This window comes from Labilibaculum euxinicum (assembly GCF_963678175.1).
In the GTDB taxonomy this organism is placed as follows: Bacteria; Bacteroidota; Bacteroidia; order Bacteroidales; family Marinifilaceae; genus Labilibaculum; species Labilibaculum euxinus.
The window spans coordinates 3,895,603-3,917,335 of record NZ_OY782756.1 but is presented as its reverse complement, the minus strand read 5'-3'; the positions used below and the strand labels follow the sequence as shown (position 1 = coordinate 3,917,335).

The 21,733-nt window shown below is 34.8% G+C and carries 18 protein-coding genes; 13 read left to right on the top strand and 5 right to left on the bottom strand.

All coding sequences use genetic code 11. The annotated features are described in order from the left end of the window. Positions 1 to 175: 175 nt before the first annotated feature. The 8 genes from ACY0M5_RS15700 to ACY0M5_RS15665 all read left to right on the top strand — a co-directional run bounded on the left by ACY0M5_RS15700 (position 176) and on the right by ACY0M5_RS15665 (position 9,305). Positions 176 to 646, top strand: coding sequence for a CsgE family curli-type amyloid fiber assembly protein (locus tag ACY0M5_RS15700; protein ID WP_160463450.1), 471 nt, complete (start codon positions 176 to 178; stop codon positions 644 to 646). A gap of 17 nt (positions 647 to 663) precedes the next feature. Continuing rightward, positions 664 to 1,086, top strand: a complete 423-nt coding sequence (locus ACY0M5_RS15695; protein WP_101308292.1) for a curli production assembly/transport component CsgF — start codon at positions 664 to 666, stop codon at positions 1,084 to 1,086. A 28-nt stretch (positions 1,087 to 1,114) separates the two neighbouring features. Beyond that, on the top strand, positions 1,115 to 2,554 hold the full coding sequence (locus tag ACY0M5_RS15690) for a CsgG/HfaB family protein (RefSeq protein ID WP_461629778.1): 1,440 nt from the start codon (positions 1,115 to 1,117) through the stop codon (positions 2,552 to 2,554). Positions 2,555 to 2,949: 395 nt separating this feature from the next. Continuing rightward, positions 2,950 to 4,581 carry a hypothetical protein gene (locus ACY0M5_RS15685; protein WP_461629777.1) on the top strand — a complete coding sequence of 544 codons (1,632 nt, stop codon included), beginning with the start codon at positions 2,950 to 2,952 and terminating at the stop codon, positions 4,579 to 4,581. 349 nt (positions 4,582 to 4,930) lie between these two features. Next, entirely contained in the window at positions 4,931 to 6,574 is a 1,644-nt protein-coding gene (locus ACY0M5_RS15680; protein ID WP_461629776.1) for a hypothetical protein, read from the top strand. Positions 6,575 to 6,650: 76 nt separating this feature from the next. Continuing rightward, positions 6,651 to 7,184: a hypothetical protein gene (locus ACY0M5_RS15675; RefSeq protein WP_461629775.1), complete on the top strand. Its 534-nt coding sequence runs from the start codon at positions 6,651 to 6,653 to the stop codon at positions 7,182 to 7,184. Positions 7,185 to 7,360: 176 nt separating this feature from the next. Next, the gene (locus tag ACY0M5_RS15670; protein WP_461629774.1) at positions 7,361 to 7,741 is read left to right on the top strand and encodes a hypothetical protein; all 381 of its coding nucleotides are present in this window, start codon (positions 7,361 to 7,363) and stop codon (positions 7,739 to 7,741) included. Between the two features lie 28 nt (positions 7,742 to 7,769). Then, positions 7,770 to 9,305, top strand: coding sequence for a carboxypeptidase regulatory-like domain-containing protein (locus tag ACY0M5_RS15665; protein WP_461629773.1), 1,536 nt, complete (start codon positions 7,770 to 7,772; stop codon positions 9,303 to 9,305). A 99-nt stretch (positions 9,306 to 9,404) separates the two neighbouring features. On the opposite strand, the gene rplS is transcribed toward ACY0M5_RS15665, so the two are convergent. From rplS to ACY0M5_RS15650, 3 genes are all read right to left on the bottom strand, one after another. Further along, on the bottom strand, positions 9,405 to 9,752 hold the full coding sequence (gene rplS, locus ACY0M5_RS15660) for a 50S ribosomal protein L19 (RefSeq protein WP_124992684.1): 348 nt from the start codon (positions 9,750 to 9,752) through the stop codon (positions 9,405 to 9,407). Positions 9,753 to 10,019: 267 nt separating this feature from the next. Then, positions 10,020 to 11,732: a dipeptidase gene (locus tag ACY0M5_RS15655; RefSeq protein WP_461629772.1), complete on the bottom strand. Its 1,713-nt coding sequence runs from the start codon at positions 11,730 to 11,732 to the stop codon at positions 10,020 to 10,022. A 169-nt stretch (positions 11,733 to 11,901) separates the two neighbouring features. Next, on the bottom strand, positions 11,902 to 13,632 hold the full coding sequence (locus ACY0M5_RS15650; protein ID WP_461629771.1) for a M23 family metallopeptidase: 1,731 nt from the start codon (positions 13,630 to 13,632) through the stop codon (positions 11,902 to 11,904). Between the two features lie 136 nt (positions 13,633 to 13,768). Here ACY0M5_RS15650 and ACY0M5_RS15645 point away from each other — a divergent pair, with 136 nt between their 5' ends. The 3 genes from ACY0M5_RS15645 to rny all read left to right on the top strand — a co-directional run bounded on the left by ACY0M5_RS15645 (position 13,769) and on the right by rny (position 16,091). Beyond that, positions 13,769 to 14,065 (top strand): hypothetical protein, encoded by a 297-nt coding sequence (locus ACY0M5_RS15645; RefSeq protein WP_461629770.1) that lies wholly within the window; start codon positions 13,769 to 13,771, stop codon positions 14,063 to 14,065. Between the two features lie 9 nt (positions 14,066 to 14,074). Further along, on the top strand, positions 14,075 to 14,365 hold the full coding sequence (locus ACY0M5_RS15640) for a cell division protein ZapA (RefSeq protein WP_101308013.1): 291 nt from the start codon (positions 14,075 to 14,077) through the stop codon (positions 14,363 to 14,365). 193 nt (positions 14,366 to 14,558) lie between these two features. Continuing rightward, on the top strand, positions 14,559 to 16,091 hold the full coding sequence (gene rny / locus ACY0M5_RS15635) for a ribonuclease Y (RefSeq protein WP_101308012.1): 1,533 nt from the start codon (positions 14,559 to 14,561) through the stop codon (positions 16,089 to 16,091). Between the two features lie 50 nt (positions 16,092 to 16,141). On the opposite strand, the gene ACY0M5_RS15630 is transcribed toward rny, so the two are convergent. Beyond that, entirely contained in the window at positions 16,142 to 17,002 is an 861-nt protein-coding gene (locus ACY0M5_RS15630; RefSeq protein ID WP_461629769.1) for a transglutaminase family protein, read from the bottom strand. A gap of 88 nt (positions 17,003 to 17,090) precedes the next feature. Further along, positions 17,091 to 17,966 (bottom strand): nucleoside phosphorylase, encoded by an 876-nt coding sequence (locus ACY0M5_RS15625; RefSeq protein WP_101308010.1) that lies wholly within the window; start codon positions 17,964 to 17,966, stop codon positions 17,091 to 17,093. A gap of 185 nt (positions 17,967 to 18,151) precedes the next feature. On the opposite strand from ACY0M5_RS15625, the gene ACY0M5_RS15620 reads away from it, so the two are divergent. After that, complete coding sequence (locus ACY0M5_RS15620; protein WP_124992689.1) at positions 18,152 to 18,964, top strand: prohibitin family protein; 813 nt, start codon at positions 18,152 to 18,154, stop codon at positions 18,962 to 18,964. A 220-nt stretch (positions 18,965 to 19,184) separates the two neighbouring features. After that, positions 19,185 to 21,614, top strand: a complete 2,430-nt coding sequence (locus ACY0M5_RS15615; RefSeq protein WP_461629768.1) for a DUF5916 domain-containing protein — start codon at positions 19,185 to 19,187, stop codon at positions 21,612 to 21,614. The last annotated feature ends 119 nt before the right edge of the window (positions 21,615 to 21,733 follow it).

The following is a 21,733-nucleotide window of genomic DNA, read 5'->3' as shown; positions in this document are numbered from 1 at the left end:
TTAATTATTATTAACCGGTTAACAAAAGTTAAGATTCCTTAAGAGAAGTCTATTGAATTTGGTATTGCTATGATATTAAATTTAGAAATGATATATTTATGTTGTGATAATCATTGATTTTATTGAAATTCAAATGAGAAATTTTTATAGAGTTTTATTATTAATCTTTTTTTTTATGTTTTTTGTTTCACTTCCGGAAATGAAGGGACAGGAAACCGAAGATGTAAGTGACTCAATAAAAACATTAAAGATTCTTCAACAAACACTTGATGATATTGTTGAAAAAAATACAGCCTATGAAAATGTAGGTTCCGAGATGGAAGTTGATGGTTTGGTTATGGATGAAACAATGACCAAAGTAGGACGTGATTTCTACGATATGTTTTTTTCCATCTGGGTTGCACCTCAAAAAGCAAAGAATTTCACCATTACTATTAAAGAAATGGTTTTGCCGGGCTTAGCAACTCAAATTGTTGTTTTGGTAAATGATAATGAAGTATTTAAACAAAGAGTGCAGCCACGCTATGAAGTATTGGAACAAATGTCCCAATATGCAAACCAAATGGCGATGCAATTTTTAAATAATTATGAAAAAATGAATGCCCAACTTGAAGATGAAGATCAACAGGGAACGGGAATGTTTTGAACTTTAAACTGTAAATCATGAATATTATAAAAATAGTATTTGTCTTGTTTTTTCTGAGTTTATTATTGCCAACCGAATCTATGGCTCAGGATTTTGTGTATAAACCAATAAATTCATCTTTTGGGGGTGATCAGTACAATTACAATTGGTTATTGAATTCTGCGACCCAGCAAAATAGAATTGAAGATCCAAATGCTGATAGTGCATTAAATAAAGATCCGTTGGATGATTTTCAGGATAACCTGAACCGACAAATATTGAATCAACTATCAAGTAAATTGGTTAATTCTATTTTTGGAGATAATAATCAGCTTGAAACCGGTTCGTATAATCTAGGGAATTATAAGGTTGATATTTCTGAAGATGCAAGTGGTGTTACTGTGAATGTCAGTGATATTACAAATGGAAATTTTACAAATATTGTTATTCCCAGTTATTAATAAATAGTTATTTGCTAATTCCCTATATATGTTTAAATGTATACGCCACTACTATAGTGTTTTAATTTTACTACCTCTCTTAAATGGATGTGTTCCATATTTTAATCAGCCTTTAAGTGAGCAAAGAGCCGAAATTGGAGCTGAAACACCTGCAAGGAAAAGTTTGGTTAGTTTGCCTGAGCCAAAAGAAAAGATAGTGGCGGCAGTGTATAAATTTCGTGATCAGACCGGACAATATAAGCCTTCGGATAATGGAGCCAATTGGTCGACAGCGGTTACGCAGGGAACCACATCAATACTCTTAAAAGCAATTGAAGAATCAGGTTGGTTTATTCCTATTGAAAGAGAAGGCTTATCTAATTTACTGAATGAGCGAAAAATTATACGATCAAGTCGTGCAAATTACGCAGGTCAAAATGAAAGTTCTCAATTATTGCCTCCTCTTTTGTTTGCCGGTTTGGTATTGGAAGGTGGTGTTATTAGTTACGATGCCAATGTTTTGACTGGTGGTGCTGGATTAAAGTATTTTGGTGCTGGAGCTTCAGGTCAGTACCGGCAAGACAGGGTAACTGTTTATCTTCGTGCTATTTCTACAAGTAATGGTCGAATTCTAAAAACAGTGTACACTTCTAAAATGATTCTTTCTCAAAAATTGGACGCTAGTATCTTCCGATATGTTAAGTTTAAACGTCTGCTTGAGGCAGAGGTTGGTTTCACCTATAATGAACCGTCTGAAATGGCTGTGAAAGAAGCGATAGAGAAAGCTGTTGAGTCATTGATTATAGAAGGTGTTATTGAAGGACTCTGGGATTTGAAGAATCCGGAAGATGTTAATTCAGATGTAATAACAAAATATGTTGAAGGAAAAGAAGATAATCAGGGGGCAGATTTCTTTGATCAGTTAATTACTCCACGCCGCCGTAAATTTGGTTTAGGCTTTAATGGCGGATCATGGTTGTATATGGGAGATTATAAGCATACGGAGATGAAAGCTATGGCTGGAGTATCTTTATTATACGATACTCAAACAGCATTGCAGTTTGGACTTAATTTTAGCCGGGGAGATCTTGCAACTACAAATTATTTTCAAAAAACTTATAATTCTCTTGATTTAACGGCTAAATATCGTTTATTGCCTTATAAAGATTGGACTCCTTATGTTGAAGGTGGCTTAGGTGTTTTTTCAGAACATGAAAAGTCTATATATACTATTGATCTTTCAAACTCAATATATACTCAGGCATTATATGGAGCAGGTGTAGAATTTTTATTTAATGATCGTATTGGTTTGAATTTCTCTGTGTTGAATCATTACATATTTAATGATAATATAGATGGATTAAAACAAGGAAATTTTAATGATTATTTTTGGGAAGGAAAAATCGGCTTAAACTTCTATTTTGATAAGATCTGGGATAGAAATAAGAAGAAGAAAAACAGAAAGGAAAAAGTACAAAAAAAGCAGTGAGTCAGTTTATTTCTGCTGAATAAAATATTAACAAGTTATTAACAGGGTCGAATATACATTCGGCCCTTTTTTTATTTGTGTATTTTTCAGCTTATTGCCTTTAATGGTTTGCAAGACAGTAGTTTGTGTGTTGTTGTTTAATTTAAATTAATTATTTGTATTGAATTTAAAACTTTGAGTTGCCTTTATCAAATTCTTGATCATATTCATCATATTAATTTGCTGTTTGATGTAATCTAATAATATAAACTCAATAGATCTCTTTACATTTAAATTGAATTTAAAACGATAAAACATAAATTATCAAGTAAAAATCAACCAACAACCAAATTTGTAAAACTTTTAAATCAGGGAGACCTGATCTATTCACTTTAAACCTTAAAAATTTATAAACCATGAAAAAGATTTTATTCATCTTTTTAGTAGTACTATGTACTGGGGTAGTTTCATTTGCCCAAGTTAACCATTCCAACGTGAACCAAGTTGGGAATGACAATTTATCCACAGTAGAGCAAGTGGGTGTTCTAAATATTAATGACATTTACCAAAATGGGGAAGGTAACATTGCTGAAGTTAATCAGTATGGGTTTCTAAATGTGTCATTTTTAGATCAGTATGGTGAAGGAAATGAGTATTATGCTGCTCAGTCCATGACTAATTTCTCAAAAGCTTTACAAGTTGGAAATTACAACCTTGCAGAGGTTAACCAATTAGGATTTAATGCATCTTATATTTCTCAACTTTGGGGAAGTTACAATAAGGCAGATGTAGATCAATTCGGATTTTTCAACATGTCTGTTATCAGTCAATTTTTAAGTTATCATGAAACTGCTGATGTGTTCCAGTTTGGATTTTTAAATTCGGCTAATGTAATGCAAACAGGTGGTCAATATGATAAGGCAACCATAAGTCAATGGGGTGTTTTGAATAATGCGAATATTTATCAAACATTTACAACTAGAAATTCAGCACTTGTGGCTCAACGGGGATTTGCTAATTATGGTCTTGTTAATCAATTCATGGGACGTAGCAATAATGCTGAAATTTCTCAGGTTGGATCTAAAAATTACGCATATGTTGATCAGTTTTTTGGAGCAGGAAATAGTTCTGTTGTTATGCAAAAAGGTAAAAATAACCTTGCATGGACAAAACAAGTAGGTGGGATTTTAAATAAAATTGATGTGAATCAGGACGGCAAGTCCAATGAGGCATATGCTTTTCAGAATGGAGGAGTTTTTAATAAGTCTGCTGTTAAGCAACATGGGAAAAAGAATGTTGCAGTAACTGAGCAAGATGGTGGTTTTTTAAACTCTGCAACCATTAATCAAAGAGGACGTGGAAATGAAGCTGTTGTTACACAGCTTAATGGGGCTTTTAATAAAGGTTTGATTTCTCAGAAAGGAAGAAGAAATAATGCTGAAATATTTCAAGATGGAGGTTTGTTTAATACCGCTGTAGTAACACAAAGAGGTAGGATGAATGAAGCTTCCGTATATCAATTGGGTGGTTGGTTAAATGTCGCTGAAGTTGAGCAGTATGGAAAAGGAAATGATGCTGTAATTACTCAGATTGACGGTTCATTTAATAATGCATATATTGGACAAGATGGTAAATTCAATGAGGCTGAAATTCTTCAGGTAGAAAACTCAGGAAGTTATGCAGGTGTTGCCCAAATAGGTAACGAAAACTATGCATATATTGAACAATTTGCAACAAGTAATACTTTTGCAGGTATTATTCAGGTTGGGAATGGTAACGCAGCAGGAATTGGTCAATATGAAGTGGATAACAGTTATGCTTTAATTCAGCAGTATGGTGATGACAACGAAGCTGTTTCTATTCAGGCATATGGTGAAAATAATGTTGCATTCACAACCCAGGTTGGTGCTGAAAATGTATCTTATACAGAACAAGTGGGAAGTAACAACTTCGTAAATGTTTACCAAAATGGTAATGGTCACTCTTCATTTGTTTCTCAATATGGGAATGGAAATTCAGCCACTGTTAGTCAATATAATGGTTTCTAATTAGTAGTCAGAATATTTGATTGATTTATAGTATTTAAGACCGTCAAAATTGGATTTTTATTCGATTTTGACGGTTTTTTAATTTCCTGCATTTAAGACTCCTTAAACTTTTGTTTAAGTTTTCTTATTCTTTTTTAGAATGAATAAAGATTAGCATAAAAGAGGCTTGGTTTAATCACTAAATCAATGACGTTTGTGTAAAAACATAAGTGGTTGGAAAGGCTTTTGCTTAATTTAGATAAAAAGATCGAAGGATGCTATAAGTGCATAATTAGATCAGTCAGAGCTCTTAAACCTTTAAAATTGATTTTTAAAATTAATTCACTTTAAACCTTTAAAAAATTCAACCATGAAAAAATTTTTATTTTTATTTGTAGCTGTTGTTTTTGCAGTATCTTCTGCATTTGCACAGGTAAACAATTCGAATGTCAACCAGACAGGTTGGCTGAACACTGCTGGCGTAACTCAGGTTGGCTGGTTTAATAGCAGTGATGTGGATCAACTTGGACTATGGAATGGTGCAACTGTTGATCAAACAGGGCTTGCTAATTACTCAAGCATCGATCAGTTTCTTGTTGGAAACAGTGCTGATGTAACTCAGGATGGTGCTTTTAATGGTTCTTACGTTGATCAGGTAGGCTTTTTTAATTCTGCTGTTGTTGATCAAATGGGACTTGGTAACATGTCAGGAATTATGCAGATGGGAATGTTTAATTCTGCTGCTGTAAGTCAGTATGGTCTTTTCAATATGTCTAATGTTTTGCAGTATGGATTTTTAAATTCGGCAGGTGTAACTCAATTGGGATTAGCAAACTATTCTTCTGTTTTGCAAGGGAATCATGCAAATACTGCAAGTGTGCTTCAGTGGGGTGCATTTAATAACAGTGATGTATATCAAATGGGTGCTCACAGTAGCGCTATGGTAAGTCAATTTGGCATGTATAATTCTGCATCTATTTCTCAAATGTATACTTATATGGCTTCTGCAGAAATTTTACAAGTAGGTAGAGCAAATAGAGCAAGTACAATGCAAAGAGGTGGAGCTTTCAATTCTGCTTACATTAATCAGTGGGGATATCGTAATTTAGCTTCTACTCTACAATTAGGCGGTCGTTTCAATAATGCGGCTATTACTCAGTTGAGAGCATTTAATAGAGCTACTGCTACACAAATAGGTGGTTATTCCAATAATGCTATGATTCATCAGAATGGTTATTTTAACAGAGCTTCAACTTTCCAAAGAGGTGGAGTGGATAATGATGCTTCTATAGATCAAAACGGTTGGGCTAATGGCGCAAGAACTGTTCAAGTTGGCGGCGATCATAATGATGCTAAAACAACTCAAATGGGAGCACGTAACTGGGCATTTGTTGAGCAGATTGGTGAGTCTAAAGGTAAAGTAAATGTACTGCAGGATGGTTACAGAAACTTTGCTGATGTAACTCAGAAGTTTGGTAGTAAAGACAAAGCTACAGTGAAGCAATTTGGTGATCATCAAACAGCTTATGTTTCTCAATTGTGGGGTACTAAGAATAAAGCAAAAGTTGTTCAGAAAGATCATGGTAATACTGCGATCGTTGACCAAATTGGTGGAACAATGAATAATGCTGATGTATTTCAAAAAGGTGAGCATAACTTTGCATTTGTTGGACAATTTGGCGGATCTGGTTCTGACGCAGCTGTTGAGCAAAGAGGTGATAATAACCGTGGATGGGTTTTCCAGGTTGATCAGGAAGAAAGTTTAGCAGATATCCTTCAGGAAGGTGATCGTAACGTTGCAGTAATCGGTCAGATTGATGGAGCTAGAAATAGTGCAACAATTATTCAAACTGGTGATGATAACACAGGTTTAACCTATCAGTTTGGTGACGATAATACTTCATTCCTTGAGCAGGTTGGTAATAGTCATTTTGGTTTAGTTATTCAGGATGGTAATGATAACTTCGCTGTAACTCAGCAAGGAAATGCAGGAACTATCTTTGTAACTCCATAATTACAAAATATTTAATAGAAAAAAATTCCCGCTTCGGCGGGATTTTTTTCCTCCAATAGTTTTCACAAACCTTTCTATGTCTGTAATTATTCGAAAATATTTATGGTTTGCTCTGTTCGTATTTTGCTTCGGTAATCTAGTAGGACAAAATTATAATGTTGAAGATCAGATTCTAAACCAATTAAATTACGGTGCTGTTGATGCTATAAATGCTGAAACCAAAGTTTTGGCAATTCAATCAGGAAATGAGAACGAATTGATACTTCATCAATTTAGTCAGAAACAGTTGGTCATTATTCAGCAAGTAGGAATGGAGAACTTGATTAAGGCAATACAAAAAGGAGAATCTAATCTCTTGAAAATATTACAATCAGGTGATAGAAACCTTGTTGAATCCTTACTTCAAGGGAAAAACATTTCCACTAGCGTTCATCAATATGGTGATAACAATTCATTGCAACAAGAAGTTATTGGGAATAATAAGAGCTTTGAAATTACTCAGGCTGGTAATGACAACCAATTAGAGATTGATTCAGGATTGGCAAATAACGGAATGATCGTAAATCAGGTTGGAACTGGTATGAATGTAATAATAAAAAGTGGTTTGTGAATACAGAGCAGGTTTAATTTGATGGGATGTCCTTCTACGGGCATCCCTTTTTTTTAAGATAATTTAGGGAATAGGTACTTTTTTTTGAAGTTATTATAGTAATTTAACGGACTCCGTATTGGTTCGTTGCTAAATATTAAATAAATTTAGATTTACAATATCAAAGCTAATTAGGAATGTATGCAAGACTCATTGTTTCGGTTGTTATGTGCTTTGTTTTAAATACTGTAGGGGTTATGGGACAATTGCCTGTTAAAGCCTTGATTGTAATGGAAAGTGAGGTTCAGAGTTACTTGTTAAAGGCAAATGTTCAAAATGTTGGGCATAGTTCTTTAACATTAAGATATATTTTTGAGGTGACAAAAAAAGGTCATGCAGGAGACACCAAAACCATCCAGAAAGGAATCTTTACCATTTTAGATAAGAGCATTTCTACTCTTTCTGAATCAAGAATAAATCTTAGCAAAGCTGATAAGTTAATAGCTAAATTGTTAATTTATCAGGATAATCTGATTGTTGCTCAAGATTCGGTTGTTTTACAAGGAGATAATTATTAATTTAAAAAAAATAAAATTGACAATATATATGCGACAATTCTACCTACTCTTCAGGCATTTTATTTTACTGTGTCTGCCTTTAATTATTTTTTCTTGTAATGAAAGTACTGTTGATCCGGAATTGTTTGGTTCGATAAGTGGTACTGTTAAAACTTCTGAAGAAGCTGGGAGTTTGCCAATGGAAGGAGTTACTATTACAACTAATCCTGGAACTACATCCGTGACAACTAACTCAGATGGATCTTTCAATCTGAGTGAGGTTAATGTAGGTGATGTAACTGTCAATGCTAAAAAAGAAGGCTATACTGCCGTAAGTATACCCGTTAAGGTTCAGGAAGGAAAAGAATTGGTTATGCAGGTGATTATGGGAATTGCTCCTCCGGAAACAGTCGCTCCTGCCGAGCCTGTTTATTCTTTGCCCTTGGATGCCACTGCTAATCTGCAGACAGAGGTGAAGCTCGTTTGGAACAATGGAGAAACGGAAAAAGGCGATACCTTATTTTTTAATGTTATTCTTTATGAGGATGGTCAGTTTAAAGGGGATACGATTGCAGAAAGTATTATGGATACCACTTTTGTGGCTAAGAATTTAAAATTTGAAACGAATTATCGTTGGAAAGTTGATGTTAGCAATAGAGCAAGACAGGAAACTAAAGGCCGTGAATGGAAGTTTAGAACAGAAAACTTCCCTAAGAATGGGTATTTGTTTGTTAAAGATACTCTAGGCTCCAGAGATATTTACTCGTGGGATTTAGCAGAAAATCATCTGGTTCGGTTAACTAAGGATGGTGGTGATGAGATTAATCCTAGGATTTCACCCAATTTAAAGATGATTGCATATTCGTCGAATTCGGAAGATGGAAAGTATCATATTTACACCATGGATACTAAAGGCAAGAATGTTTTTCAGGTAACCAATAATTTTCCTGTTGAAGGAAATAACAATAAAGGAAATGGTTTTGTCTGGTCTCCTGATGGAGAGAAAATCCTTTATGGAAATAAAGGAGGTTTGTATACTGTTAATTTTAATGGTACGGGAGAAAGTACTAAAATTGATAATGCTCCGGTAAATCGCCATTTTACAGATTGTGACTGGACAGATCAATTTGATCATCATACAAAGGAGAAAATTGCAGTTCTTACGCAAGGAGAGATGCCGTATGATAATGAAATTTATCTAATGGATCCGAATGGATCTAATTTGTTTTTATTGGTAGACAATTTGGAAGGAACAATTTCGAGTCCGCACTTTTCGCCGGATGGCACAAAAGTAATTTTTTCTTTGGATTCATTGAATGAATATGATAATGGCAGGCAATTAAATGCCAAAATTTATTCTGTAAATATTGATGGAACTAATTTTGTGGATTTATCAGGTGATGACAAACCTGCGGGGACAAATGATCTTCAGGCTAGATATACTGATACTGGAGGGAAAATTGTATTTATGAATGTTTTAAATACTGATAAAGGAACAAAGAGTATTTGGATTATGGATCCGGATGGAAGCAACCGGGAAAAGATCATCTCTAATGGAGAGATGCCTGATTTGTACAATCCTTAGATTATTAAAATTTAAATAGAGTTTGATTTTTAAAGCATACCGACATAAAAAAAGCTTTCCAATTTTGGAAAGCTTTTATATTTTTTGGAAAGAGGTAAATTAGAATCTTCTTTCTTTGATTCTTGCTTTTTTACCTGTAAGTGCACGTAGATAGAAAATTCTTGCTCTTCTAACACGACCTCTTTTGTTCACTTCAATTTTATCGATGAATGGAGAACAAAGTGGAATAATTCTTTCAACACCTACGTTACCAGACATTTTTCTGATTGTGAAAGTTTTAGTTGTGCCAGTACCTTTAATCTGGATAACAACACCTCTAAAAACCTGGATTCTTTCTTTGTTTCCCTCTTTAATTTTGTAAGAAACACTAATAGTATCCCCTGCTTTGAATTCAGGATTTTGAACACCTGTAGCGAAAGCTTCTTCTGCAATTTTAATTAAATCCATTGTCTTAATTTGTTAAAGTTCACGAACGCAATGTAAACATATTCATCTATTACCATGTCAGAGATTACGCACGAATTCGACGCGAAATTAATAAAAAAATCTATAAAAACATCCTAATAAAGTTATTTTTTATTCATGATTCCTGATTCATAAAAGAAATCAAATACTGATTGAATCTGTATAGTTATAATAGATTTTAAATAGTTATTCAGGCATAAAAAAAGGAACCTTTTCGGTTCCTTTTTTTGTGGTATTTATTTGTTGATATTAATGAGCATTACCAACAACTTTAAGCTTGTCACCAGTTGTTTTTACAATTGTCTTGTAAAACTCTTCACTGTAACCTGGTTGATTAACTTTTGGATTTTGATTGTCCCCATCTTTTTCTTTGATGTTTCCATCCATAAATTTAGCAAAAAGGTTGCCATAAAAATCTTTCCATTCTGCAACAAGATTATTTCCTTGGTTACAAGAGAAATCTGTTAAAAATTCAATTGCTGTTGCTTTGTTCTTCTTAAACATTCCTTCAGCAGCAAGATCAATGATATTGGTGAAAGCAAGGTATTTAGTTTCTAAAGCCTTTTGTTTAGCTGCAATTTCGGGATGTATTACATTGTATCGGGTATAGGCAAAATTACTAACCTGATTGAATATCCAAAATGCAGATTTACTTGTGAAATCCATAATTTTTCCATTTCCAACGGCAAATGTTTCTGGAACTCTTGTAATTCCACAATATACCGGGAAATAAACTGATGAAGATGCATCATCAACACCAAACCAGTTAATTCCACCAACAGCATCAGGTAACCAGTTTCTGCTTTGAGCAACAAATGAGAAACCTGTTTGTTGAGTAGCAGTAGCACGTTCATTACAATATGTAACACCATCTACCTTCCAGGTTAAAGGTCTCCATCTGTATGGATTTCCGTAAGGACCTGCACCCATATCTTTTGACATATCTAAATCTGTACCTTCTAAATGATTTCTCATGAAATCCATTACTTCAAGTACATTGATTTTGTGATCCGGTTTAATCCATAAAGGCATTCTGTTGGTAGCATAACCTTTATCGTCGTGTTCAATTTTGCCCTTGCAGTAGTCAAAATATTGATCCATTCCTTCTTTTACATCGTTAAAGAAAGACCATACTCTAATTTCACAAAATCTGGCACCACCAAAATCAACAGGAGCATAAGTGTCAGAAAAACTGAAATCTTTATTTTTTCCTTCTTTAGGATAGTATCCTTTTTCTTTTGCAAATGAAATAACATCTTTTGCATAAACATTTTGAACTTCAGGATTGAAAATCTTATCCATTTTATCAGAAGAGATAGACGTTTTACCTTCTAATGGAAAAGTAGTGATTCTTGCTTGATTAGCGTGACCACTAACATATCCGTCAGGAATCATACGAGCTACCCAAACTGCACCTTTTTCACCATTACCTTTGCCAATCAACTCTAAAATCCAAACTTCGTTAGCATCAGAAATTGAAAAAGACTCTCCTGAACTGTAATATCCGTAGGTTTCAACCAACTCAGTCATTACTTTAATCGCTTCACGCGCGCTTTTTGATCTCTGAAGAGACAGGTAGATAAGACTTCCGTAATCAATTACAGCTCCCTCTTGAGATCCTAATTCTGAGCGACCTCCGTAAGTAGTTTCTCCAATGGCCACCTGAAATTCATTCATGTTACCAACTACAGAATATGTATGAGGAATTTGTGGAATTTTACCAAGTAATTTTCCTGTATCCCATTCGTAAACATCAATCATTGTTCCTTCTGCCCAATCTGCAGCAGGACGAAAATATAGTTCTCCGTATAATACATGCGAATCTGCTGCATATGTAATCATATTAGAACCATCAGTGGAAGCTCCACGGGTTATTAGGTAATTCGTGCATGCTCTGGCACTTGGAGTTGAAAAAGCAGACACCAACATTAGAAGAGCAGCAACTACAAAAATCTTTTTCATGTTTAACTATTTTAAATGTATTCAATACTGAATTAAACCGTTTTCGGTCGTACAAAAATAGAAAAAAATCAGTAGATAAAAATGATAAAAGTCCTGATTTATCGGTCTTTTGATCGTGTTTGAAATGGATATGTTATAAACTGAAGCTTTATGAAATATATAAATTGAATTACCAGATGAAATTACTTGTGAATATTTTCTGGTTTTGAACTTGATCTGTCACCTTTATTTGTAATTGATGGTTTTTATTCGGAGCTAATCTTTTGTGATCAAAAACATAAAATAAAAGATCATTTTTAGCGTCATATTCAAATAGCACCCATTTACCATCAATTGATCCTTCGTATGATTTTATCCCTGAAAGCTCATCTTTGATAGTAAATCTGATTGATTTCTGTCCCTTAAGGGATTTAAGGTTAAAATTGGTAATTGGTTTAATCGTAGGAGAAATGGTGTCTGCGCTCACCGCAAATTTTCCAAAATATCTCGATTTCGTTTTTACTGAAGAATCGAAATAAATTCCCCCTTCGTTGATTATTTCTCCTTTTTTATCTATTCGGACTATAAGAAGCTTATCGGATTTTCCTTTAGGAATTGATTTTGGCTTTATTGATATCGTATAATAATTGTGTACGGGAATGTTTTCATTGCAGATGTAATGAATATCCGAAAGATAGTTTGAATCCTGTTCGCATGAATAGGTAAAAGGAATGTTTGAATAGAAACTATTCTTTGGAAATTTCACTTCTATATTTTCTTTTTTGAAAGTGTTCTCTTTTTCATAGTTCATTAGCTCATCAAAATCACCTTTCGGAAAAATCTTTTCAATTTCGTTTCCCGTTGCATAAACCCGAAGACTGCTTTTATTTAGATTTGCATCGGAAACAAAAAAGTCAATTTTGTAACCAGTACCCTTTTTAAATTGAAAGATCCCATTGTTTTTCATCTTCGAATAAATGCTAAGTTGATTATTTGGCTCTTTAAAAGTTTTATGAATGCGTTTGTTATGAGATACATTTAGTTCGTAATCAAGGTGACTGTTGATATAAGTTGATTCGTCAAAAGAGAACTCTTCAAAAGAGTAACTTGAGATTAATGTGTCATTTATTTTCATTTTCATGTCGAAAATGCCGCACTTTCCCCATGTATTATCCATATAATCATTTGTTTCAAGAGCAAAACCAATATTTCCTAATAATTTCAGTTTAGGATCGCCTTTTAAATGAAATGCTTTGTTGTAAAAAGTAACCGGAAAACTTTGTCTGCTGTTTAAACCATTTACATTGCTTGCAGAATCGAGTGGGTAGGCATAAAAATTGAATATTTTTGGAGGAGTCGTATCCTTTATTTTGAAACCAAAAAGTAACGGATTAAGCGGATGTTCAGATTTTGTATCTCTTATTTCGAAATGCAAATGCGGACCGGCAGATGAACCTGTATTTCCTGAAAATGCAATTACAGTACCTTTTTTAATCTGTATTTCATTATTCTTGAGATTTAAATCAAATTCGAAAGTGTTGTTTTGATATTGGTATGACTTGACAAATTCTTCAATATCCTTGTTGAAGTGATCGAGATGTGCGAAAACAGAGGTGTAACCATTTGGATGATCGATATAAATTGCTTTTCCATAACCTCCTGAGGATATTTTGATTCTGTTCACGAAACCATCAGCAACCGCATATACTTTTTTACCAGTTGTAAATGTTCTGATATCGATACCGGAATGAAAGTGATTGTTACGGAGTTCTGCAAAGTTACCTGATAATGTTATGTCAAAATCAACGGGTGAGCGAAAATAATTTTGAGGGAATATTATACTCTGAGAGTATATTTGTTTAGAAAATAGAAATAGTAGTGATAATAGTGTGAGAATGGTGTATGTTCTGGTTATCTTCATATTATAAATGCTGGTTTTGTGAAAGGATTATCAAAACTACAAAAAAACCTATTTTTTCTGAAATGATTTACAAAATACAAACTAATATATTTGATAATCTTCTCAGCAATGTTAATTTTGTAAAAGAAAAATTTTAATGATGGATCAAGAGCCAAACGAAGTACTGAATAGTTTAAAAGGACAAATTTCGGAACTTATTTTGTTGTACCGGAAATCTAAACAGGAGAAAGAATCTTTAATTCATGAGAAACTGGAGCTTATGGAAAAGGTTGAAATCCTGAAAAGGGAAAGGGAAGAACTCGACCATCAATACAATACATTAAAGTTAGCCAAAACATTTGCTGCGAATAGCGACGATTCGCAGGAAGCTAAGGTTAAAATTAACCGAATTGTGCGGGAGATTGATAAATGTATTGCTCTTTTAAACAGGTAGAATTTGTTTATGGACGAAAAACTTTCAATAAGAGTTAATGTAGCGGATCGGTTTTATCCTTTGAAGATAGATCGTAATCAGGAAGAGGTTATCCGAAAAGCTGCAAAAATGATTAATGAAAAAGTATTGCAATACAAACAACGATATAAAGATAAAGATACTCAGGATTTTTTAGCAATGGCTTCGTTACAGTATGTGATTAAGGTTATTGAAGCTGAAAATAAAACTGATGTTTCCCCGGTTCTTGAAGAGGTCAAGGCAATGGAACAGGAGTTAAGAGAATTTTTAGATAAAGAGTAGTTTACATTCTTAGTAGGAAAGTTGTAACCCGCATTATTTCTTAAGCTGATCGCAATTTTAATGTTTTGTAGTCATTTTTCCTGTATCTTATGGTGAGACGGGGGAGGACTATTGAATGTTATTATTGTAAGCCTGAGTGATAGTGCGGGTTGCATTTTATATATATAATAATACTGACTTAATATTCTATGATATGATTGAAATAATAATAGGGTCCATTGCTTTTGTTGGTGGTGGCATCGTTTCTTACTTTGTTTTGCAAAAGACACTTAAAGCCAGGAGCAGCTCAATAATTAGGGATGCACAATCGGAAGCAGAAGTGATCAAAAAAGATAAGATTCTTCAGGCAAAAGAGAAATTTTTCCAATTAAAAACAGAGCATGAGAAACAAATCAACTCAAGAAATAATAAATTACTTGCAGCTGAGACGAAATACAAACAAAGGGAAAATGCTTTAAATCAACGAATAGATGAATTTCAGCGCAAAAAGAAAGAGGTTGATATCGTTCGTGAGAATTTGACCGTTCAAATTGATTTGGTAGAAAGAAAATCTGATGAGTTGGAGAAGGCAAAAAAGCAGCAAATCGAGCAGTTGGAAAAGATTTCCGGCTTGTCCGGCGAAGAGGCTAAAACTCAGTTGATCGATTCTATGCGTGATGTAGCGAAAACCGAGGCCATGTCTTACGTGAACGAAATCATGGAAGAGGCTAAGATGACAGCTAATATGGAGGCTAAAAAAGTGGTTGTGAAAACGATTCAGCGGGTAGCTACTGAAACTGCGATTGAAAATTCAGTTACAATTTTCCATATCGAATCGGATGAAATAAAAGGTAGAATTATTGGTCGGGAAGGTCGGAACATTCGTGCCTTGGAAGCAGCTACCGGTATTGAAATAATTGTTGATGATACTCCTGAAGCTATTGTTCTTTCTGGTTTTGATCCTGTACGACGTGAGATTGCCAGACTGGCTTTACACCAATTGGTAACCGATGGCCGTATTCACCCGGCAAGAATTGAAGAGGTTGTTAATAAGGTTCGTAAGCAGATTGAAGAAGAAATTATTGAGACTGGAAAACGTACTGCAATTGATTTGGGTGTTCATGGATTGCATCCTGAATTGATTCGTTTGGTTGGTAAAATGAAGTATCGTTCATCTTACGGACAAAATTTACTGCAGCACTCCAGAGAAACAGCTAATCTTTGTGCAATCATGGCAACTGAGCTTGGATTGAATGCAAAAAGAGCAAAACGTGCCGGTCTGTTGCATGATATTGGAAAGGTGCCGGATGAAGAGCCTGAATTGCCACATGCAATTTTGGGTATGAAATTGGCCGAAAAGTACAAAGAGAAGCCGGATATCTGTAATGCTATCGGTGCTCACCACGACGAAATTGAAATGACATCGATGATCTCTCCGATTATTCAGGCTTGTGATGCTATTTCAGGTGCACGTCCTGGAGCAAGACGGGAAATTGTAGAGTCATATATCAAGAGATTGAAGGATCTTGAGAATTTGGCATTGTCGCATCCTGGAGTTCTTAAAACATATGCTATTCAGGCAGGTAGAGAATTGAGAGTAATTGTTGGCAGCGATAAAGTTTCTGACAAAGAAGCTGAAACATTGTCTTTGGATATTGCCCAGAAAATTCAGGATGAAATGACCTATCCGGGTCAAGTGAAAATTACTGTAATTAGAGAAACAAGAGCGATTAATTACGCGAAGTAATAAAGTATAAAATAGTGAAAAAGCCTGTTTCTTAATGAAACGGGCTTTTTTTATATGGAGCGAAATAATTCTTTGAAATTGGGTATGAAACTATTTAGGTTCAGTTTTTTGTACACATTAATTTCATGTTGAACCAATCTTTTAATCATACTTGTGTTGGATGCTAATTTATAGAACTGGGCTTTGTTTACAATGTTTTTAGCTTTGATAATATATTGTAGATCCTTCCGTCCAAAAACGGTTCCTTTATCAATAGGATTGATGTAAAAAAGAATTGAATTGGTATTTTCTGTATTTGATTTGGCAGATGATTCGTCTTTATAACATAGAAAAACACTGCCCGGAAGATTTATTCCATATACGGGAATGTTTAGTTCCTGAGCAATACCGGCATAAATAATTGCAATTATTATATAATTACCATGCTTTTGTGATAATACTGTACTGATATCACCATCCCAGTTTGTGGGTTGATTTGGAGAGAGAGCCTGATAGTTATATATGTTGTAGAAAAAATGATTTAGAATCTTAATTTTTTCCAGTGCGGTAAGATTATCGCTTATTTCTAAGCTTACATCGTCTTTTATTTTCTGGATACTTTTTCGGATAGGATCTATTAACAGGTTTGGATTGTAACTCTTATTTACAAGAATAGCACCATCTATTAAATTCGGGTTTTCATTTGAACTCCATTCAATAAGCTCTCTCTTAACGGTCTTAAACTGAATTTTGTTGATTACCATTTCCAGTCTTTCCTGAAAGATAGGATTCTTAGATTCCAGCCAGAAATCTTCCAGTTGTGGGATCGTACTAACCGGTAACTCTATCAGTTCTTTTTCGACACTTTTATGAATTTCTTTATCTGGATCGTCTAGTAAGGATAATAGAGCTTCTAACTTATTCTTATTCATGATAACAGGTTTTGTCCTCACTAAATATAGTAAAACCCGCAAGGAAAAGCAATCCTGCGGGTTAAATCTTTGATAGTAAGGGAAAAAGCTATTTACTTAGTCGATCTAAAACGGTCTGAATTAGTTTTTTTATCGTTGGATGATAATCTTTACTGGCATCCTTAGTAATTCTATTCGCAATTATTGCACAAACGGCAACCGACTCATGTCCTAACATTGCAGAAAGCCCGAATATTGCAGAACTTTCCATTTCGTAATTGGTGATCTTCTCTCCTTTGTATTCGAATTTTTCGATTTTATCATTCAAATCAGGATCCAAAGTCTGAAGGCGAAGAACTCTGCCTTGAGGTCCGTAAAATCCGTTTGCTGAAATAGTAACACCTCTTGTCATGTCGTCACCATCTATAATGTCCAACAGACTTTTTGAGGCAGGAACAACATAGGGAGAAGCTAGTTTTTGATCCCAATTCACATACTTCTTAAATGCATCTTCGAAATCCAATTCGGATACGGAATCTCTGTCGGCATAAAAATTCAGCATCCCGTCAAAACCTATCGATTTGTTTGACAGCAGAAAGGAATCAACAGGAATATTTCCCTGTAAAGCTCCGGAAGTTCCAATTCTAACCAAATTTAAAGTGGAATGTTCTTTTTTAGGTGTTCGTGTTTCCAAATCGATATTTACCAAAGCATCTAATTCGTTCACTACGATATCTATGTTGTCGGTACCAATTCCTGTTGAAAGAACAGAAAACCTTTTTCCTTTATAGCTTCCGGTTTTTGTTACAAACTCGCGGTTTGATATCGTACATTCCACACTGTCAAAATAACTTGCAACTAACTCAACACGTCCGGGATCTCCAACGAGAATTACTGTGTCAGCAAGATGTTCCGGTTTAAGGTGTAAGTGAAAAACACTTCCGTCAGGATTTATTATTAATTCTGATGATTTTATTTTTTCCATGATTTTTAAAATTTACAAGAGTAAAGAGCCGAAAATATGTAAAAAAATTCAATCTGCAAACTAACTAAATAGTTTCTTTTGATAAGAGATGTGATTTTCAAAATTACGATTGCAATATTCTTCTAAATCTGACATAATTGTAGTACATTTAACGGGAATTAGAAATATAATTGAAATACAAAATCATGAAGAAGCAACCTTATTTTTTAATTGTTCTAGGTATATTGGCCGTTATTTTGATCCTATCAGGATCAAGTATGTTTGTTACATTGCAACCGGGTGAGCGTGGAGTTATTTTCCGTAAATTTTCCGGGGGATTAGATAAAGAGCATGTTGCTCAGCCTGGTTTCCATATTATTGCTCCTTGGAATAAAATGAATGTTTATGTAGTTCGTGAACAGAAAAGTGAAGAAACCATGGATGTTTTGGATAAAAGTGGTTTGTCGCTGAATATTGATGTGTCTGTTCGATTTAATCCTGAGTACGAGAAAATTGGATATTTGCATGAGGTTTTTGGAAAGGACTATATTAATCAACTTGTAATTCCAGAGGTTCGTTCTTCGGTTAGACAGGTTGCAGGAAGGTACAATGCAGAAGAAATTTATTCTACAAGAAGAAAAGAGGTGGAAGATGCAATTATTCAGGAAACTTCATTAATTCTGCATAAGAATAACATTCAAATGAAAGCCTTGTTGATTCGTTCCATAAATCTTCCGGCAAAAATTAAAACGGCTATTGAAAGCAAATTGCAGCAGGAGCAAGAGGCTTTAGCCTATCAGTTTAGATTGGATAAAGAAAAAAGTGAGGCGGAAAGAAAACGTATCGCCGCAGATGGTGAAGCTGTTGCCAATAAGATTATCAACAGTAGTTTAACTGATGCCCTTTTGAAAATGCGTGGTATAGAAGCTACCATTAAACTTTCTGAATCTCCAAATGCTAAAGTGGTAGTTATTGGAAGTGGAAAAAATGGAATGCCATTAATTCTAGGAAATAACTAAGGTATTTAATTAAGATATTCATAACCGCTTGATTCGTCAAGCGGTTTTTTTGTTGTTCGTATGCGAACAGCATTGTTCCGTAAACGTTCAGTTTATTTTTGTTCGAAAAACATTAAGTGTCTGTAAGTTAGTTAATATTGTTCTGTTGGCATAAAATGTGATGGTAGGGTGGGGAATTAACCACATTTTTTTGCTAAACCCCTATATGTTTACTACCACCATGAAGAGAGTGCTGTTACTGTTTTGCCTTATTACAATCGTATTCGCTTTGCCCGCATACGGCTTAGCACCCAAAAAAGAACTTACTGCTGTTCGAGTTACAACTAAACCTGTGATTGATGGAAATCTTACTGATGAAGTTTGGAAAGGCATTCCGATTGCCACTAATTTTATTCAGTTTGAGCCATCGAATGGTAAACCTTCCAATTTTAAAACTGAAGCGAAATTTATCTATACCGATCATTCCATTATTGTTGGTGTGATGATGTACGATAACAATCCTGATGGAATTCTTAAAGAATTAAGTAAGCGGGATGATCTGAATAATACTGACTTTTTATCTTTGGTAATTGACCCTTTTAATACTGGACTGGATGCTTTTGAATTTATTGTAACTCCGGCAGGAGTGCAGTGGGATGCTAAAGTTGTTAAGGGGAACGAAGATTCAAGCTGGAATGCTGTTTGGAATAGTGCTGTCATTATTAATGAAAAAGGCTGGAGTACCGAAATGGAGATACCTTACTCCGCATTGCGCTTTCCTGCCAAAGAAATTCAGGAGTGGGGAATTAATATTGTTCGAAACATTCAGAGTGTACGTGAAAAAGTTACATGGAATTTTATTGATAAAGAAGAAGATGGCTGGGTCAGTCAGAGTGGTGTTCTGAAAGGAATTGAGAATGTGCATCCTCCGGTTCGCCTGTCATTTACACCTTATTTTTCCACTTATTTCGACAAATCTTCCGATCAATCGGCAGTTGATGTGAATTACCGGGGAGGAATGGATTTAAAGTATGGAATTAACGAAAGTTACACCTTGGATATGATGCTGATTCCCGATTTTGGGCAGGTGCAGTCGGATGACGAAATTCTGAACTTATCGCCCTTTGAGGTTAAATTTGATGAGAACAGACAGTTCTTTACCGAGGCCACGGAGTTGTTTGACCGGGGAGAGATTTTCTATTCGCGAAGAATTGGTGGTCGTCCTGTTTATATGGATGATGTAGAAGATCAGCTAAATGAGAATGAGGACATCACAGAAAATCCTATTGAGGCAAAAATTATTAATGCAACAAAAATTTCGGGCCGCAATACAAAGGGATTGGGAATTGGTGTTTTTAATGCGATGACTAAAAATACCTATGCCGAAGTTACCGATACACTTACGGGAGATAGCAGAAAGGTTAAAACGCAGCCATTTTCGAATTACAATATGTTGGTGTTCGATCAGAGTTTAAAAAATGAGTCGTATATCAGTTTGTTTAATACGAATGTGTACATGCCTGAGTTGGATTATGTGGCGAATGTAAGCGGTACCGAGTTTGAATTTAGGAATAAAGAACGCTCGTATTGTTTAAAGGGCACGGGGATTGTTTCTGCACGGTTCGGCAAAGGGGAATCGGATGAAATCGGTCATTATCATGAGCTGGAGTTTGGTAGAATTAAGGGGAAATTTACCTGGGATTTTTACCACAGAATGATTTCGGATAAATACAATCCTAACGATATGGGGTATTTAAGCCGAAACAATCTAATCAATAATAACCTGGAGTTTTATTATAATAATTCAGAACCGAAAGGCAGTATTCTGGCACGAAATTGGAATTTACGATTTAATCATGAGGCAAGGTATGAACCTGCAAGGTTTTCGCGCTTTACTATTTTTTATGATGCACATGTGAAATTTAAAAGTTATACCGATGTGGGTATTTATGGTAATTTCCGGCCATTGCATCAGTACGACTGGGATGAGCCAAGAGTTGATGGATTAAAGCTGCGAAAAGGATCGTCAGCATTTGCCGGAGCATGGATCTCAACGGATTACAGAAAGGCATTCGCCATTGATATTCGGGGTGAGTACGGGAAAAGATTGTCAAACGATAATTTACAGGTGTTTGAATTTGAGATTGAACCACGTTACCGTTTTAGTGATCGGTTTGTGATGAGTTATCAGTTGGAGTGGGGAAGGAATTTGAATGATTTAGGTTATGTTGATGATGAAGAAATTAATGGCAAAACAACAGTTTACATCGGAGACAGAACTAATTCTTATTTGGAGAATAAGCTCACCGGAAGTTTTATTTTCAACAATAAAAGCTCGTTAAGTATGAAGGTAAGGCATTACTGGGCAAAAGCTGAATACAACAGCTTTCATACTTTGCGATCTGATGGGGGGTTAAATTCCACAGATTACAATGAGAACAACGACATCAATTTTAACAGCTTTACTATTGACATGGTGTACTCGTGGAGATTTGCTCCGGGAAGTGAATTAGCAGTAGTCTGGAAGAACACAATATTTAGCGAAGATGATAAAATTGCCCATCGTTTTGTGAATAATCTGAAGGATACATTTGATGCAACACAGTTTAACAGTCTGTCTGTTAAAGTGATTTATTATATCGACTACATGTCGTTAAAAAGAAAAGGTTAATAGCCTGCTTAAATTTTGCAGATGTAACTTGCTGCAAAAGCTGATAGAAAATTTGCTTTGTGGTTAGGGGGATTTCTGCAGGGCAAGAGTATTTTTTACTAGTGTGATTAGTTAGTTGT